This is a genomic window from Cupriavidus sp. 01L415, from assembly GCF_056400065.1.
Genome location: NZ_JBFTSP010000009.1, coordinates 95,767 through 113,382, shown reverse-complemented (window position 1 = coordinate 113,382; position 17,616 = coordinate 95,767). Strand labels below are relative to the sequence as shown.

General features: G+C 63.7%; 11 protein-coding genes and 1 pseudogene. 7 read left to right on the top strand and 5 right to left on the bottom strand.

What is annotated here, in order from left to right; all coding sequences use genetic code 11:
* Positions 1-88: 88 nt before the first annotated feature.
* Positions 89-3,283 (top strand): pilus assembly protein, encoded by a 3,195-nt coding sequence (locus AC1DOX_RS16220; RefSeq protein ID WP_441618476.1) that lies wholly within the window; start codon positions 89-91, stop codon positions 3,281-3,283.
* A gap of 737 nt (positions 3,284-4,020) precedes the next feature.
* Entirely contained in the window at positions 4,021-4,302 is a 282-nt protein-coding gene (locus AC1DOX_RS16215; protein ID WP_441618474.1) for a DUF2502 domain-containing protein, read from the top strand.
* Between the two features lie 403 nt (positions 4,303-4,705).
* Here AC1DOX_RS16215 and AC1DOX_RS16210 read toward each other — a convergent pair.
* Positions 4,706-5,332, bottom strand: a pseudogene (locus tag AC1DOX_RS16210) (tyrosine-type recombinase/integrase).
* 620 nt (positions 5,333-5,952) lie between these two features.
* Here AC1DOX_RS16210 and AC1DOX_RS16205 point away from each other — a divergent pair.
* From AC1DOX_RS16205 to AC1DOX_RS16195, 3 genes are all read left to right on the top strand, one after another.
* Positions 5,953-7,764, top strand: coding sequence for a hypothetical protein (locus tag AC1DOX_RS16205; RefSeq protein WP_441618472.1), 1,812 nt, complete (start codon positions 5,953-5,955; stop codon positions 7,762-7,764).
* A gap of 941 nt (positions 7,765-8,705) precedes the next feature.
* On the top strand, positions 8,706-9,911 hold the full coding sequence (locus AC1DOX_RS16200) for a CAP domain-containing protein (protein ID WP_441618470.1): 1,206 nt from the start codon (positions 8,706-8,708) through the stop codon (positions 9,909-9,911).
* 235 nt (positions 9,912-10,146) lie between these two features.
* Positions 10,147-10,539 carry a response regulator gene (locus AC1DOX_RS16195; protein ID WP_441618468.1) on the top strand — a complete coding sequence of 131 codons (393 nt, stop codon included), beginning with the start codon at positions 10,147-10,149 and terminating at the stop codon, positions 10,537-10,539.
* Here AC1DOX_RS16195 and AC1DOX_RS16190 read toward each other — a convergent pair whose 3' ends face one another.
* Positions 10,540-11,181 carry an HD domain-containing protein gene (locus tag AC1DOX_RS16190; RefSeq protein WP_441618466.1) on the bottom strand — a complete coding sequence of 214 codons (642 nt, stop codon included), beginning with the start codon at positions 11,179-11,181 and terminating at the stop codon, positions 10,540-10,542. It abuts the gene before it with no gap.
* Positions 11,182-11,312: 131 nt separating this feature from the next.
* On the opposite strand from AC1DOX_RS16190, the gene AC1DOX_RS16185 reads away from it, so the two are divergent.
* Positions 11,313-12,296, top strand: a complete 984-nt coding sequence (locus AC1DOX_RS16185) for a GlxA family transcriptional regulator (RefSeq protein ID WP_441618464.1) — start codon at positions 11,313-11,315, stop codon at positions 12,294-12,296.
* Between the two features lie 48 nt (positions 12,297-12,344).
* On the opposite strand, the gene lpdA is transcribed toward AC1DOX_RS16185, so the two are convergent.
* The 3 genes from lpdA to AC1DOX_RS16170 form a co-directional block, all read right to left on the bottom strand.
* On the bottom strand, positions 12,345-14,189 hold the full coding sequence (gene lpdA, locus AC1DOX_RS16180) for a dihydrolipoyl dehydrogenase (RefSeq protein ID WP_441618462.1): 1,845 nt from the start codon (positions 14,187-14,189) through the stop codon (positions 12,345-12,347).
* Between the two features lie 138 nt (positions 14,190-14,327).
* Positions 14,328-15,170: a cytochrome c gene (locus AC1DOX_RS16175; RefSeq protein WP_441618460.1), complete on the bottom strand. Its 843-nt coding sequence runs from the start codon at positions 15,168-15,170 to the stop codon at positions 14,328-14,330.
* A 108-nt stretch (positions 15,171-15,278) separates the two neighbouring features.
* Entirely contained in the window at positions 15,279-15,668 is a 390-nt protein-coding gene (locus tag AC1DOX_RS16170) for a hypothetical protein (RefSeq protein ID WP_441618458.1), read from the bottom strand.
* Positions 15,669-16,069: 401 nt separating this feature from the next.
* Here AC1DOX_RS16170 and AC1DOX_RS16165 point away from each other — a divergent pair, with 401 nt between their 5' ends.
* On the top strand, positions 16,070-17,593 hold the full coding sequence (locus tag AC1DOX_RS16165; protein ID WP_441618456.1) for a CoA-acylating methylmalonate-semialdehyde dehydrogenase: 1,524 nt from the start codon (positions 16,070-16,072) through the stop codon (positions 17,591-17,593).
* The last annotated feature ends 23 nt before the right edge of the window (positions 17,594-17,616 follow it).

Below are 17,616 nucleotides of genomic sequence, written 5' to 3'. Positions count from 1 at the left end.
TGCCATACGGCACTGCGTGCCCATAGTTTTCGCGCCTACCTGCCTGCTGCACCTGCTCTACCGTATGCGTTCTACAGGGAACTCTTTTATGCGCCCCATCGTCCTTCGCCTTGCCCTGACCAGTTGGCTCGTAGTCTCCGTCCTGCACTCGGCCAGGGCCGAGGACATCGACCTGTACACAGGCGTCCAGCCAGATTCGGGCAAGCCGAACGTTCTGATCCTGTTCGACAATGCCTCTACCTGGGATGCCTCCGCCAGCTTCACCTGCTCCACGCCGGGGGTGGTCTCGAGCAACAACGACGGAAAGGACGTGGGCGCAGAGCAATGCGCGCTCTACAACGCGGTGGACTCGATCCGGAAGAGCCCCACGCTGCTTGGCAACCTGAATCTCGGCGTGATGATGTTCGGCAACGGCAGCAATGTGGGCGGCAAGTTCCGCTTTCCCTCGGCGGCGCCCTACAAGTTGCCGCTGATGGACAGCACCGGCATCGACAGCTTCCTGACCTACGTGAAGAGCATCGACCGCCAGGCCGACAACGCCAATAATTCGCAGGTCGCCGGCGGCATGCAGGAGGCCTGGGCCTACTACGCGGGTCGTACCGGGCTGTCTGGCACACAGTACACGACGCCCATCGACAACCCGTGTCAGCACAATTTTGTCATCTATATCGCCAACGCGGTCAACAATGGCAAGCCTCAGGACACCGGACAGGCTGCCTTTGACGCCCTGGGCAAGGCCGGCGCCAGCACGACGCAACAGCAGGAAATCGTGCTGCCGGCCAATACCAAGTACCAGAGCAGCTGGGGCGATGAATGGGCACGCTTTATGTACCAGAGCGACGTGCTGGGCAACATGGACAACCGCCAGAACATCACCACGTATACGATCGCGGTGACCGACGGCAAGAATCCTGACTACGTTCAGCTGGCCAGCAGCATGGGCAGCAACGGCGGTGGCAAGTCCTATGTCGTGCAGCTTGGCGATGTCAATGGACTGACTTCGGCCCTGCTGCAGATTTTCAATGAGGTGCAGGCCGTCAACAGCGTGTTTGCTTCCGTGAGTCTCCCTGCATCGGTCAATGCGCAGGGCCAGTTCTTGAACCAGGTGTACGTCGGCATGTTCCGGCCCGATGCTACGGCGGCGCCGCGCTGGATGGGTAACCTGAAGCAGTACAAGGTTGGCTACGATACCAATCGCAAGCTCGTACTGCAGGACTCCACGGGCGCCAGTGCCATCAGCAACGCATCTACGGGCTTCATATCGCCGAACGCCGTGAGCTTCTGGACCGCCGACCCGCCACTGACCTTTAGTACGAGCGGCTACGGGAGCACAGGCGTGAAGAACTGGCCCGCCAAGGGATTCTGGGTGAACAGTCCTGCCAGCGCGGGATGGAATCTCGATTCGCCAGATGGTGAAGTTGTGGAGAAAGGGGGCGTGGCAGAGATGCTGCGCGCCCAGTTCCTCACCAGCCAGGACACCCGTCGGCTGCTCACTTGCAATGGCATCGACAACTGCCCGGCCACGGGCGCGCTGCCGTCGTTCGATACGTCCAACAGCTGGCTCACGGGTTCGAGCGGGCTCGCGGCGGTCAACGCCGGGATAAGCGGTTCCACTACGCTCTCCGCAACGGAGTTGCCGAAGATGATTGCGTGGGTCCGTGGCCAGGACGTTGCGGCCACCGATTCGAAGAGCCTGGCCGGAACGGAAGCCGAGGCCGGCCCAGGCTCCCCGGTTAGCGTGCGTGCCTCAATTCATGCGGACGTCCTGCATTCGCGCCCGGCAGTGGTGAACTACGGCGGCAGCACTGGCGTGGTGGTGTACTACGGCACAAACGATGGGGTTTTCCATGCGGTCAATGCCAACCGAACGCAGGGCATCGGCAGCGTGCGGCCAGGCGGAGAACTGTGGGGCTTCATTGCGCCCGAGTTCTTCAGCAAGCTGAGCCGTCTCTACGTCAACTCGCCGGAAATCAAGCTTTCGACCACGCCGGATGGCATCACGCCGGCGCCGCAGCCTCGTGACTACTTCTTCGACGGTAGCACCACTGTGCTCCAGGACCTGCGCGATCCGGCCAATCCGCGCATCATTCTTTACCTGACTGCGCGCCGCGGCGGCCGGATGGTCTATGCGCTTGACGTGACCGACCCGACTACCCCCCGGTTCCTGTGGAAGCGGACTAACGCCGACCTGGCCGAGCTGGGGCAAACGTGGTCGCAGCCGCGTGTGATGCGCGTGCGCGGTTACAGCCGGCCCCTGATCGTGATGGGTGCAGGCTATGACCCGGCCGAGGACAGCGATCCGTCGCCGGGCGTCGACTCCATGGGGCGCGGCGTTGTCGCGTTCGATGCCTTCAGCGGCAGCATCGTCTGGAGCGCGCTGCCGGCGTGCGGCGGTGTCACTGGTACTTGTCTGGCTGTGCCCGGCCTGACCCGCTCCATTCCTTCGGATATCGCAGTGGTGGACCGCAACAGTGACGGGTATATCGAGAGATTGTATGTCGGCGACGTCGGCGGTAATGTCTGGCGTGCCGATTTCGAATCCGCTACGGGCAATGCGCCAGTCAACTGGACATTTACCAGGCTCGCGACGCTCGGCGGCGATGCGAACACCAACAATGCCCGCAAGTTCTTCTACGCGCCAGACGTCGTATCGACGCGCGGCTACGATGCGGTCACGCTTGGCTCGGGAGATCGCGAGCACCCGCTGTTTTCGGCGTCGGCCACGCCCGGCACCGCATACAACGTGGTCAACCGGCTCTACATGATCAAGGACAGCAATATCCTTGGCATGCCAGCCAGTTGGACGCCGCTGACCGAAGCAAATCTGGTTGATGCCACGTCGTCGCTCTATGACGGCTCACGTTCCGGTTTCTATATCACGCTGCTCAACCCGGGGGAGAAGGCAGTGAATGCGCCGCTGACGGTGGGGCAGTACACCACAGTTGGCACCAACACTCCCGCGGTGCCTAAGGCGGGCATGTGCTATCCCAACCTGGGCGTGGCACGTAGCTACGCGTTCAGTTTCCTCACGGGTGCCGGACAGAACACCGGGCGCAACGTTGTGCTGGACGGCGGCGGTTTCCCGCCGTCGGCCGTGTTTGGTATGGTTGCGGTTGATGACGGTGGCCAAACCTCGGTGGTCCCGGTACTGCTGGGTGCTGGCAACCAGACAAGCACCACCGGTGGTGACGACAAGTCAGGGCTGGGTGTGCAGCAGGTAAGCATCTCCGGCGTCGGCAAGCGCAAGCGGATCTACTGGTATTCGGAAACGGATAAGCGCTGAGGCCGGCCTGTGGCCGAGCAGCGCGACAGGGTCGCGCGATCTGATCACAGAGCGACATCAGGCGGGCCCAAGCGCAACGGGTGGTCCGCGTTTGACCATCATGAAGGGGGCAGCGCGGGCTAACCCCTTTCATGCTGAGGTGCAGACACGTCGAACGAGGACGTCTTGATTGAGACGCGCGGCCGTGGCGCTGCTGAACTCCATTGCTCGCGGCCGTAATTCTGTTTGCCACTTCGCTCGGCGCTCACGCACAACGTGGCGGAGGTGGCCTGGGTGGCGGCACCAGGGCCGGTGGTGACTTCGGTGGGCGCTCGGACATGCACTTGAGCGGCCAAGGATGCGCAATAGCAATGGCCCCAATGCCGCGGATCGCGACAAGGGCCGATCGCGCGCCGAAGGTCAAGCTGAAATGCGTGCCAGCAATCGGCGTAGGAAGGCACATCTGGAACATGGCAAGCACTGACCACAGGCGGTAGTAGTCAAACGTGGTCGACAGACCAGGAATCAACGGGATTCGATGTCTGTGGGGCGAGATTTCTGCTGGCGGGTCGGGGGCGGCCGTTCAATTGCGCGCGTGCGAAGTACCGCTTTTCGGCCGACTCAGCCATCCAAGGCTAGCTCTTACGTTAAGAGGATGCCTCGGTTTTGAAGCAGGGTTCCGGCCACAATAGCCATGAATCCATTCGGATGCTGCTATTGTTTGCGGCGCCTGTTTCACACATCACCAAGGGGGCTCCATGAAAAAATCTGTCATTGCGATCATGCTCGCGTGCAGCGTTTGGGCCGCGAGCGCGGCTGATGTCAATGTAGACGTAGGGAATGCGCGTATCCAGGCGCCCGGTGTGACCATCACCTTCGGCAGCCGGGATAGCAGGGGCTACTACTGGGATGGCGGGGAGTACCGCGATCCGGACTACTGGCGCAAACACAACGGTCCCAAAGGCGAGAAGTACTACACCGGCCGCGGCAAGGGGAATGGCGGTTGTCCCCCGGGGCAGGCAAAGAAGGGGAAATGCTAGCCGTGTGCAGGCCGCGTCTCTGGCATGTGGCGGCCTTGTAGCACAAAGGAGGCGCTGGACCTACGAGCGGCGCCTTGCTCGGGACACCCTGTCAGCCGACTGCAGTTCCCGATTGCGCCTTTGGCCGCTACACTCGACAGATTACGACTCTCCAGCCGATGCAGGCAGGCGACAACTTAGGAGGGGGCTGGCTTGACCGGGTCGCTTCCGACTACCTTCAGCGAACAGTCACTGATCATGTACGCACCCGTGCATGATGGCGACGGGTGCGCCGCCGGCGACCATTACCGTTCGTTCATCTTGCGGAAAGCGTCCGAGGTTTGAAGCACTTCGGCCAGTGTGTGTTAACTGGTAACGGGCCGCTTCTGGCCGGCAGGCGACCGCTAGCCGGCCAAGCCCCTAACTAAACTTCGGTCTGCTCTGCAATTTCCAGCGCGTCGTCCACTTCAATGCCAAGGTAGCGCACCGTGCTCTCTAGCTTGGTGTGCCCAAGAAGTAGTTGAACAGCGCGCAGATTCTTGGTCCGTCGATAGATCAGCGATGCTTCGGTGCGTCGGATCGAGTGCGTTCCGTAGGCCGAATCGTCAAGGCCAATGGCGGCGACCCAGCGATGAACAATCCTCGCATACTGTCGCGTTGATAGATGAGGCGATGCGTGCAAACGACTCGGAAAGAGATAGTCGCCCAGCTTGAGTCCGCGAGCATGAATCCAACACTGAACGCTTTGGCGAGTTTGTTCGGTGATCTCGAACTGCACCGGCCGCTGAGTTTTCATCTGCATGACCGTTGCGCGGGCGCCAACCTGGCTGCCCACGCAAATGTCCTACATCCGCAGGTGGGTCAGATCGCACGCTCGGAGCTTGCTGTCAATGGCAAGGTTGAACATCGCCAGTTAGCGAATGTTCGTCGTAAGCTGAAGCCGGGCTCGTGTCGCCCAAATCTCGTTCAATTTCAGTGGCGGCTTTTGGCCCGTCAGTCTCCCTTTGTTCCATGGAACCTGACGCGATTGGACGAGAGGGGTGGCTTCCATGATGGTCTCCTTTCAGGTGAAGGGAAACCAGTCTGAGCCCTGCCAGTGGTCACTGACCGACCCTTCTGGGACATTTGACGCTACGGCGTCGAACGACCGCTCGTGTACAAGAACGGATATACAAATGGCTGAATTGGGGCAGGCTGCAGCCGCGCCTCGGGCGATGGCCATCGTCCCCTAGTGGCCGGTCTCTGCCCCATAGCAAGTGCGCATGGTTGTCCTGGAGCCAGAGGCAACTACCGACCCTGAGCGTTCCTTCGCGTTTCCCGGAAGCGGAAGTTCCCATGCTATCCACCTTGGCGCGCTCTCATAGTTCTCCTGTCCGTTGCCGGTCGCACCGTGAAACGGGTGCTTTACTGCACCGTCGGAATATGGTCGTTTCCCACAGGCGCGCCAAATCCCGGACAGCCCGGGCTTTCCCGAGGCGGTTCAGGTGTGTCCCCTGTAGCTTAGGAGCGACACATCATTGCGATTGCCAGGCGCCCGGTTCGTCCGTCTGATAGGGTCGCACACAGGCCGGACAAACAATAAGATAGAGAGGGGTCATGAACCGGAAGAATCTGCTGGCGGCCATCGTGGTTTGTGCGGCCGCTTCGGGCTGCACGCGCATCGAGGAAGCCATGATGTCCGTGCCGGACAAGGTCAATGCGGCCTATCCGGTAGCATCGGATGTGCGCATCGTCCGGGAGCGTCTGCAGGCGCTGCTGGCAGACGACAAACAGGCTTCGAAAGCCCTGGCCGCGCAGATCGACGCGCGGATGGGCCTGCGGGCGCTGAACTGCTCGAAGAATGTGCAGGTCGGCCGTTTCGATAGCGTCGCCTCTGTACGTGCCAAGCCGCTGGATATCACCTGCTTTCAGGGACAAGATGCGTCTTTGCGGGCGTTCTATGGCATGCGTACGGTTGGCGCTCTGCTTGCCTTACCGCCGCTGCGGCCTATCAAACCGCTGGGCCAGGCACGTATCGTAACTGGCGGAAAGCTCAAGTATGTAGAGTCCGCGGCGCTGGCCTCCCAAGCCGGCGTGGGCGTGATGCGTGATTCGTCTGGCGAGGGCGTGCTCGTGGAAGTGCCCGGCGGGCAAGTCATCGCCGCGCTCCCGCGCAGATCGTACGGAAGCGACGCCGTTTCACCAAACGGTCGCGTGGTGGTGGCAGTTGGACAACCACAGGGGCTCATCTTCGTGGATGCGGAAACGGGTTCCCGGATATGGGAGCTTGCCGACGCCGGACGCCTGGTGGACTGGCTGGCGCCGTTGCAGGCGGTGCTGTTCACTCTTCGTACCGGCGAGATGATGCTGGGAGACGGCGTGTCCGGGACGATCGAGGCGCATCCGTTGGCCGGGCGCGGCGCCATGGGGATTGCCCTTTCCGACGATTCGGCGCGGGTCCTGATAGGCCACTCGACGAACTGGACCCTGGCGGAGCACACGCGCACGCCCGAAGGCATCCAGGCCGCAGCGATACGGAAGGTGGCGATTGACCGCAGCAGCGGCGCCATTCCCACACCGGATGCCGTCGTGATGCGTTCCGGCAAGCTGGTCGTCTATCCGGCGATGGGCGATATCGGCTGGCTGGACCTGACGACAGGAAATGCTGGAAGGTGGCGCACCGCGCCGTATTTTAACAGTCCATTCGCTAGACTCGACGACACACACCTGCTCCTTATGTCGACAGAAGCGAGCGGGCGGAAACTATGGTCGTTCGATATTGATGCCCAAGCCGTCACGCCGGTGGAAGCGGACCTCGCTTTCAATTATGTGCGTGGCATCGGATCGCGCAATGGCTTCCTGGTGCGCGGCGCGGACACGTGGATCGGCGATCAGGTCACCCCGAACGGCGACGCCGCAGATCTGCACAAGGTGGTGTCCGATTATGCCCTGCAGCAGCAACTGCGCAAGCTGCAGATGATGATCGATGCAGAAAAGGCCGCCACCTACGCGCCGACGGGGTCATCCCAGTATGGGGGCACGGGCGCGCTGCGAGGTAGCTATGGCAGTGGCGCCACGGCAACGATGCCGGGCCTAAACGGCGTGCCACCCAACGCTCAGGTACATATCGTCGGTGTCTATGAAGGCAAGAGCGGTGCTGCACAGCTATCCGGCTCGCATGTCAAGCGCGATGTGCGCGTGACGGTGCGTGCAGGCAGCGGCCCGATCGTGCTGGTGCTGGCGTCGTACGAACCCGTCAACTGGGTCGTGGATAACGCGGGCGCCCGGATCTCCGCCGTGCTGTTGAGCGGCTACCATCCGTCCAGCGTGACCGGCACGGGAGCCGCCAGCCTGCTGCGCATCGGTTCCGCCTATGCGTATTCACGTAGCGGCCCCAACTACGAAACCCTTCGGAACAGCGTCGTGCAGTACACCGGCCCACGCGAAATCCGCTCGTTCCAGGGCGAGTACTCAGGCGTTGCATTCAGTGTCGGAGAGTCCTGACCCACAGCGGAAGCCCACTCGATAACTAATAGCTGCCAGCGAACGGAACCTGGCGGCAATCGTTCCAAAAGTAAGCCGGGATGCTATTACCGCTTCTGATCGACAAGCGCTTGAACAACGAGGAGCTTCGATACAACGACACCGGCAGACAGGAGACGACCCTGAGCAGTCAGCCGATGCGGTCGACAGAAGATATTCAGAACGTTGATTACGTCAGCGCCCAATGCCAGTTGCCCGCGTAATCTCGCTCCACAGTATCCAGTGACTGGAAAGTGAACATTAGACTCTGGACAATTGAATCAGGGCACCCACGCGCCCGAAAGACCTCCTTGAATTCTCTCAGGAGCGTTTCGCTCCCCCTTAGCAGGTCACGCTCCGCATCTGATTTCGTTTTTACCAGGAACCAGGGGCGAGTTGGCTCAAGGTCGAGCGCTGTTACAACACAGTCGGCTACGTATCGCCGAGCATGCGATTGCATTTCAGCCTCGGCATATATCGCTATGAGACGAAGACTGGCTGTCATTGATATTTAGCTTTGTCGGGGTCGGAAGCTGGTCCGACTTAGCCTACCTAAGGTACAGCCTAAGATACAGCCCTCTGCTTCATTTGCAACACCTCCACTGCTCACGCAGCGTCTAGTGTTGCATCGACCTGTTGAATGCACGGCCGGTCCCGGCCGTCGGAACATAGGCCTTCCGCGGATCCCCCCACACCACCAAGTGCTCCGCCGGCGGGTCACACGTAAGCCATTGTTAGCAAGCTGCACGCTGCACGGTGCTGCCTCATAAGATCGTGCCCGACCGGTTCAGCCCCGGGCGCCATTTCTGCCATCGCAAGCCGTCGCGCCCGCACCCGTCCGGCGTCTGCCTGTGCGGGCGGATGCCTGGGCAGTTCCCCTCCATCTTCGTCAACTTGCCTGCAGACCGATGCCTGGGAAATCCTTGCTTGCGAACTCCGCCATTCAAGCGCGCACGGCGCGCCCTTCATACCTCTATCCGACGCTCCACCTGATTGCTGCCTGCGCCGCTGTAGTGCTGGCCGGCTGCGGCGGTGACGGCGACGATAGTGCTACCAAGGCAGTCGCCTCGGGTGGCAGCTCGGCGACTCAGCCATACACCAGCAGACGAGGCGGCTCCGGGAACCCGACGACGCCGACGACTCCAACGACGCCTACAACGCCGACCACGCCGACCACGCCCGCCACTGGGGGCGCGTGCTACACCGTCAGCGGCAGCGCGCCGGCACCGGCCAACACCACGGTGGTCAGCCTGCTGCCCGCCCGCGGTGCCGGCGTCGGCAACTACACCGTGCTCGGCGAGCCGCGCAGTGCGGGCCTTTGCTATGTCAATTTCCGGCGCGAACAGGTCGGACTGCCGCCGTTGGTGGCACGCACAGCGCTCGGCACGGCGGCGCAGAACCACACCAGTTATATGCTGGTCAACAACCTGCTGACCCACTCCGAACAGTCGGGAAAGCCTGGCTATACCGGTGCCACGCCAGACGCGCGCATCCAGGCGGTGTACCCGACCAATGCCACTGCCGAAGTGGTGGCCGGCGCCAGCAGGTGGACCTCGGTCGCCAATGCGCAACTGTCGCTATCGCCCAAGGACGCCCTGGTGGTGGATCTGCTCAATGCCCCCTTCCACCGCGCTGCGCTGCTGGGCGGCTACCAGGCGGCTGGCAGTGGCTATGCCGAGAGCGTCGGCCCCAACGGCAGCGGCACTGCCGCGACCTACTTCCAGACCATCGACCTGGCCGACGCCAGCAAGGCTGGTACCGACAACCTGATGGTGGCCTATCCCTTCGATGGCCAGACCGACGTGCCGCCGACCTGGGTCAACAATGAAAGCCCCAACCCGGCTCCCGGCTACGAGGGCAAGACGATAGGCTATCCAGTCCTGCTGCAAGCCATCAATACCAGCCTGCAGTTCGCCGCCGATACCTTCACACTGACCGACGCGCAGGGCCGCAACGTCTCCTGCCTCAAGGTCGATAGCCGTTCTGCCGGAATGTCCAGCTACGCACGCGGGCTGGCCATCTGCACGCCGCAGTCGCCGCTGGTCAGCAAGCAGCGCTACTCGGTGACCGTAGCCGGCAAGCTGGGAACCCAGCCGGTCAACCTGAGCTGGTCCTTCACCACCCGCTAAGCCATCGCACCGGGCAGGCGACTGCCGGGATCGCGAGGGCGTCACTGGCGCATCGCTGGCCCGGCGCGTCGATCTGCAAGGGCAGCCCCAACTTTCGGAAGAAGCTGCCGGCGGGTTGCGGAAATTTCCGCAACCCGCCAGCAGCGCTCTCGTGCAAGATCGGGGCATCGTTGCTCGTCACCGCCTGCCTTGCCCGATCATCCTACTGCCACTCTCGCGCTGCCACGCATCGTCGTTGCCGAAGACCATCCGGTCAGCATGCTGGTCCTGGAAGACCAGCTTGCGGGCATCCGGCGGCTGCCATGTCGATACCTGCCAGACCGGCGTCGCGGCCTGGCAATCCCTCCAGCGCGAACCGGCGGCCTTGCTGCTGACGGATGTCGGCCTGCCCGGCATGGACGGCCTGGAACTGGCGCGCGCCGTCCGGGCCAGGGAGGCCCGCGAGGATATCAAGCGCCTGCCCATCGTCGTCATCACGGCGACCGCCGGCCCGGAGGAGCGGCTGGCCTGCCTGATGGCCGGCGCCGACATGGTGTTGTCGAAGCCGGTGAGCTTCGAGGCGCTGCGGGCAGTGGTGCGGCGCCACCTCTCCACCTGTGATCAGCCCTTGATCCTCCGCCTCCCGTGATCAGCCTTTCCAGGCCGAGCAACGGATCACGCTGCAGAAATTGCCTCGGTGGAAGTGTGGGTCCTTGTCGGCCAGCACATCCGCCTTGACGTTGCCGAAGGTGGTGTCGGGCTTGTGACGGATGCCGTCATGGAAGGCCTGGATGATGTCCTCCTTGAAATGCTCGGTGCGCGGGTGGGCGTGCACGATCCGCTCCCGGTCCTCGTCCGCGAACGTGTGGTACTGGATACCCAGCACGTCCATTTCCACACCGGCCGTCACCAGTGCCACCACCGGGTCCATGAATTCCGGGATGCCCGGCGTCGTGTGCAGCGCGATAGCGGTCCATACCTTGTCGATGTCTTGTTGAGCGATTCCGCGGCTGCGCAGGAAATCGGCGGCAACATTCGCACCATCCACTTCGAAGCGCTTGTCGGGGCTGCTATGGGCGGGCGTCAGTCCCATGTCATGGAACATCGTGCCCGCGTAGAGCAGTTCCGGGTCGACCTTCAGGCCGCGCCGCTTGCCGGCCAGCGCGGCAAAGTAGTAGACGCGGCTGGAGTGGTGAAACAGCAGTGGCAACTCCGTGTCGCGCACAAGCTGGGTGATGTCGCGGGCAAGCTGGCTATCGGGCACGGCGATTTCGCCAAGGGTGAAGTGCATGTCTGCTCCTGTTCGGGTAGGGGTTGTCCGAGTGTAGGAGTGCGGGTAGCATGGCTGCAATGATCGTAATACGATAATTTGAGACAATCGATTGCGATTCAGACACCATTCCCGACCTTCCGGATTTCGCCATGCCTGCCCCCCGAACCATCGCCTTGCTAGCCATCGAAGGTGTCCAGTTGCTGGACGTCTCCGGGCCACTCGATGTCTTTGCCGAAGCCAATCTCCAGGCCGGCACGGAGGCCTACCGGATGCTGGTGGTGAGCCTGCGGCCGGGCGCCATTCGCGCCTCATCCGGCGTGCGGCTGTTGCCGGACATCGTGATCGAGGACGATCCCCGGGCGGCACGATTGCCCCGCCTGCATACGATGCTCGTGGCCGGTGCGCCGCATGCCGGCGATGCGCCGTCGGAGTCGTTGCTGCTGGACTGGATGCGGCTGGTTGCGCCCAGGGCGCGCCGCTACGGTTCGGTCTGCAGCGGTGCGTTCCTGCTGGCCGAGGCAGGGCTGCTGGACGGACGGCGCGTGACGACGCACTGGACCGCCGCCGATACGCTGACGGCCCGCTATCCGGAGATCCGCGTGGATGCCGACGCGATTCACGTGCGCGATGGCAAGGTGCGGACGTCGGCGGGCGTCACGGCGGGATTGGATCTGGCGCTGTCGCTGGTCGAGGAGGATCTCGGGCGCGAGGTGGCGCTCAAGGTGGCCAGCCAGCTTGTCATGTTCTTCAAGCGTCCCGGCGGGCAGGCGCAGTTCAGCCGCGCCGCGCCAGCGGCGGCCAACCGGTCGGCGTTGCAGGAACTCCAGCGATGGGTGGCCGCGCATCCGGCCGAGCCGCACGACGTGCCGGCCCTGGCGGCGAGGATGGGTATCAGCGCGCGGCACCTGACGCGGCTGTTTCATGACGAAGTGGGCGTGACGCCGGCCAGCTGGGTGGAAGCCGCACGCGTTGGCGTGGCGCGGCAACTGCTCGAGGCGGGCGACCTGGCGCCCAAGCAGGTGGCCGCCGAATGCGGGTTCTCCAGCGTCGATACGCTGCGTCGCGCCTTCATGCGCGTGTTGGGGGTGACGCCTGCCGACTATCGCAAGCGGCATGCGATGGGCGCGGACTGACGCGGCCCATCACCGCGGTCGACGGCAGGCGCCGCCAACCGGGCAGCGCTACATGTTCAGCGCGCGCTTCTGCACGGCCAGTGCGGCCTCGCGCATGACTTCGGACAACGACGGATGCGGATGGCTGATCATGCCGAGGTCTTCGGACGCGGCCTTGAACTCCATCGCCACCACGCCTTCCGCGATCAGGTCCGACGCATTGGCCGAGATGATGTGAACGCCCAGGATCTCGTCGGTTTTCGCGTCGGCGATCATCTTGATGAAGCCATCGGGGCGTCCCAGGCCCATCGCCCGTCCGTTGGCCATCATCGGGAACTGGCCGCTGCGGACCTCGCGGCCCTCGGCCTTGAGTTGTGCTTCCGACTTGCCGACCCACGCGATCTCGGGCTCGGTGTAGATCACCCACGGGATGCAGTTGTAGTCGATATGCGGCTTCTGGCCGTCGATGACCTCGGCCACCATCACGCCTTCGTCCTCCGCCTTGTGGGCGAGCATCGGGCCGCGCACGACGTCGCCGATCGCGTAGATGCCCGGCACGGACGTCTTGCAATGCTCGTCCACGGGAATGAAGCCACGCGGATCGGCCGCCAGGCCGACGGCGTCGAGCCCGAGATTGTCGGTATTGGGCACGCGGCCGATGGAGACGATCAGCCGGTCGGCATCGAGCTTCTGCGCGGCGCCATCCTTGTCCTTGTACTGGATGCTGACGCCCTTGGCGGTGCTCTTGATGTCGCCGATCGTCACGCCGAGGTGAATCGTCAGGCCCTGCTTCTTGAACAGCTTGCCGGCTTCCTTCGCCACTGCCTCATCCAGCGTGCCGAGGAAGGTCGGCAGGGCTTCGAGGATCGTCACTTCGGCGCCCAGCCGGCGCCAGACGGAGCCGAGTTCCAGCCCGATGACGCCGGCGCCGATCACGGCCAGCCGCTTCGGCACGGAATCGAAGGAGAGGGCGCCCTCGTTGTCGGACACGATCTTGTTGTCGACCGGCACATTGGGCAGATGGCGCGCCTTCGAGCCCGTGGCGATGATCACGTTGCGGGCCGTGTATGACTTCACGCCGCCGCCTTTGCCTCCCTCGCTCGCCTCGACCGTGACGACGCCATTGGCCGCACGTCCCTGGAACTTGCCGTGGCCCTTGATCCAGGTGACCTTGTTCTTGCGGAACAGGAACTCCACGCCGCCCGTGAACTTGTCGACGATGGCGGCCTTGCGCTGGATCATCACCGCCAGGTCGAGCGTCACGCCCTTGACCTGGACGCCATGTTCGGCCAGCCCGTGCCGCGCCTGTTCGAAATTCTCGGACGAGGCGAGCAACGCCTTGGAGGGGATGCAGCCGACGTTCAGGCACGTACCGCCGAGCCGTGGTTTGCCGGCGGGGTCCAGCCATTCCTCGATGCAGGCCACGGTCTTCCCAAGCTGGGCGGCACGGATCGCCGCGATGTAGCCGCCGGGCCCGGAGCCGATCACGATCACGTCGAAATCAGCAGCGGCCGATGCGTCGGCGCCCGCGCCAACCGGCGCTGCCTTGGATGCCGGGGCGGGAGCGGTAGCGGTAGCTGCAGCGGGCGGCGGCGCGGAGAAAGATGCCGGGGCCGCGGCCGGAGCGGCAGCGGGTACAGCGGCAGGGGCGGCAGCGGCGGCCGTGGCCTTGCCTTCGGTGTCGATCGTTGCGATGACTTCCTCGGCATGCACCGTGGCGCCGTCCGGCTGGACGATTGTCGCCAGCACGCCGCTCTCGGGTGCCGGCACCTCGAGGGTCACCTTGTCGGTTTCCAGCTCGACGAGTATCTCGTCGCGCACAACGGCGTCTCCCGCCTTCTTCTTCCACTGGATCAGCGTGGCCTCGGAGACCGATTCCGACAACTGAGGCACCTTCACTTCGATCGCGGCCATCTTGGCTTCCTTTTTCTGGTTGTCGTGTAGCGAAAACTACCAGTCTAGGATTTCAAGGATGCCGCCACGGTGGCTGGAACTAGGTATTTACCCTAGGTACCTGGCGCCGTTTGCTGTCGCCCTCGGCAGGGGCGAGCGTCAGGTTCCCTTGCGTCCGGCCATGTGATGCAGATACAGCAGCAGGTCTTTCAGATCCGCTTCGGAGAGCGTCTTTTCGTCGATGGCCGACATGCGTGCGTCAGGCCACCAGCGCAACGACTGCGGGTCGCGGATCAGCTTGACCAGCTTGTCGTCGCCCAGATACTCCACCGGGCTGTATGGCACGTTCAGGTCCGGGCCAAGGTGAGCATCGCCAACTTTGTTCATCGAGTGGCAAGAGAAGCAAACGCGCTGGAAGGTGGCGAAGCCGCGCATGACGGGGCCGTCGGCGGGCTGGTCGGCGGCGGGCCGGATGGCCGCAAAGCGCTCCGCTGGCGATGCTGTGATGTTGATGCGCACGATGTTGTAGGTCCACAGACTCTCGTTGACCACGGAAGCGGCGTGGCCCGACGGTAGCGTCCAGATCAGTCTAAACGGCCCGATGCTCTGGCCCTTCAGCCTGGGCCACGGCCTGGCGGGATTCTCGACCGCCAGCCAGGCGCGCGGCGCGTCGGCGCTATCGGCCAGCAACAGGCGCATCGGCAGGTGGGAGACATAGCCGTCGCTGGCCGCGGTGGTCGCGGTTGCATCGGCCGCCACTGGCATGCCGCGCAGCAGCGCGGCCACCGGGATCGCCCTGAACGTCAGGCGGCGTTTCAGGTTCTCGTCTTCCACCGTCACATTGGTGAGGCGACGGTCCTTGAGCAGTACATCGACCGTCCAGCTACGCTGTTGCGTATCGGCCGAAATGACCAGCGTCACCGGCTCGGCGCTCGCCGAACTTGCCAGGAACGCCATGGCGCAGCCAAGCGCACCAACTGCCTTTGCAATCCAGGCCTTCATGGGTCTCTCTCCAGAACCGGGGGACGTGGGGGACGTGCGGCTTGAACTCAGTGTATGCGATGGCGGGGGCGCAAAGCCGTGGGGGGCGCCCGCCCGCATTCCCCAACGTCACCGCACCGCTGTCCCCGACTTGCAATCTTGCACGTAGCCGGTGACACGGCCCTGGCTCAGCATCGGGCGCCATTCGCCCGCGCTGCGGATCGCGACATCGGTACCCTGCGCGGCGGCGCGCAGGCTGATCAGGTAGGAGTACCCGGCATCGGCGCGATGGCCATAGCCGACGCGCACATCGACCTTGCCGGGCTCGGGATAGGCCAGCACAGTGGCATCGTCCCCGAGTTTCTGCTTCAGGCACAGCACCAGATCACCCACGCTGGCGTCCGAGTGAAGCTGCTTGCCGTCCTGCGATTCAAGGTATTCCGTACTCGTGCCGCTGGCGCAGCCCGCCAGCAGCGGTGTGGCGACGGCCGCGATCAGCAAAAGCCGATTCCCGATCATTGAGGCTCCTGTTTATGGTCTGGAAATTCTAGGTTTCGCGATGCTGCCATGCGCCGGGCGTTGGGTCAAAGCGGACCAATCCCGGCTGCGCGAGGTCAGAGATGCGAGATCCTGCAGATCCCGGCGCGATGGCCAGAAATAAGCACCAAATGGCCCCAGGCTGCCACAGTCAGGGCCTCGGCGACAGCCCGCAAAACATACACTGTTTCAACGAGTCGTCAGCAGACGCCTGATCCCGACGGTCACACGGACCTGATGGCAGGCGTCGGTGGATGTTTGCACAAACTGACATGGGCAGGATGGCACTGCATGGCCGCACGGATCGCGTGTGGCGCAGTGCGGGCGAGGGGCGCGCCGGTTATTCAAGCGTGAATCGCCCATCTAACGTGTAGGAAGGACGTATGAGCGAAGCAAATCACAGCGCCGCACGCGTGCGCGATCTGGGTCATTTCATCGATGGTCAACGCGCCGCAGGCACGAGCGGGCGGTTCGCCGAGGTATTCGATCCCGCGCAGGGCCGGGTGACGGCCCGCGTGCCGGTCGCGAGCGTAGCGGAAGTCAATGCTGCCGTCGCCGCTGCGAAAGCCGCGTTTCCGGCCTGGAGCGAAACCGCGCCGCTGAAGCGCGCGCGTTTGATGTTCAGGTTCAAGGAACTGCTTGAGGCGCATCAGGACGAGCTCGCCGAGCTCATTACGCGCGACCACGGCAAGCTGTTCGAGGATGCCAGGGGCGAGGTGATGCGCGGTATTGAAATCGTCGAATTCGCGTGTGGCATTCCGAACCTGCTCAAGACCGAATTCACCGATCAGATCAGCGGCGGCATCGACAACTGGAATCTGCGTCAGCCGGTCGGCGTGGCCGCGGGCGTTACGCCGTTCAATTTCCCGGTGGTGGTACCGTGCTGGATGTTCGTGATGGCGGCCGCCACGGGCAACACGTTCATCCTCAAGCCCTCGGAGCGCACACCGTCGGCATCGATCCGGCTTGCCGAGCTGTTCATCGAGGCGGGCTTTCCCAAAGGCGTCTTCAACGTCGTGCATGGCAGCAAGGCCGTCGTCGATGCGCTGATCGAGCATCCCGACGTGGCCGCGATCTCCGCGGTCGCTTCGACGCCGGTCGCCGAGTACATCTACACCGAGAGCGCAAAGCGCGGCAAGCGCGTGCAGGCCTTGGGCAGCGCGAAGAACCATCTGGTCGTCATGCCGGACGCCAATCTGGATCAAGCGGTCGATGCGCTGATCGCGTCGGCGTATGGCTCGGCCGGCGAGCGCTGCATGGCGACCTCCGTCGCGGTGGCGGTGGGGCGTGTTGGCGATGAGCTGGTCGAGCGTCTCGCGCCGCGCGTGCGCTCGCTCAGGATCGGCGGCGGCATGGAGCCCGATCTGGACATGGGGCCGCTTATCAGCGCCGCGCATCGCACCAAGGTGCTCGGCTATATCGATGCGGGCGTCGCGGCAGGTGCCAGGCTCGTCGTCGACGGTCGCGGCCATACCGTGCCCGGCCACGAAGCGGGCTTCTTCCTCGGCGGATCGCTCTTTGACGACGTGAAACCCGATATGAGCATCTATCGGGAGGAGATCTTCGGGCCGGTCCTGTCGGTGGTCCGCGTGCCGGATCTCGCGAGTGCGATTGCGCTCGTCAACGCGCACGAACTGGGCAACTGCGTATCGCTTTTCACATCCGACGGTGCCACGGCGCGCGCATTTGCCCGGCAGATTCAGATCGGCATGGTGGGCATCAATATCCCGAGTCCGGTGCCGCCCGCATGGCATTCGTTCGGGGGCTGGAAGCGATCGCTGTTCGGGGATCATCACGCATACGGCGAGGAAGCCGTGCGCTTCTACACGCGCTACAAGAGCGTCATGCAGCGCTGGCCCGACAGCATCGCCAAAGGTGCGGAGTTCGCGATGCCCGTGGCCAAATAGGCGGGAAAGCGCCCGCTTTCCCT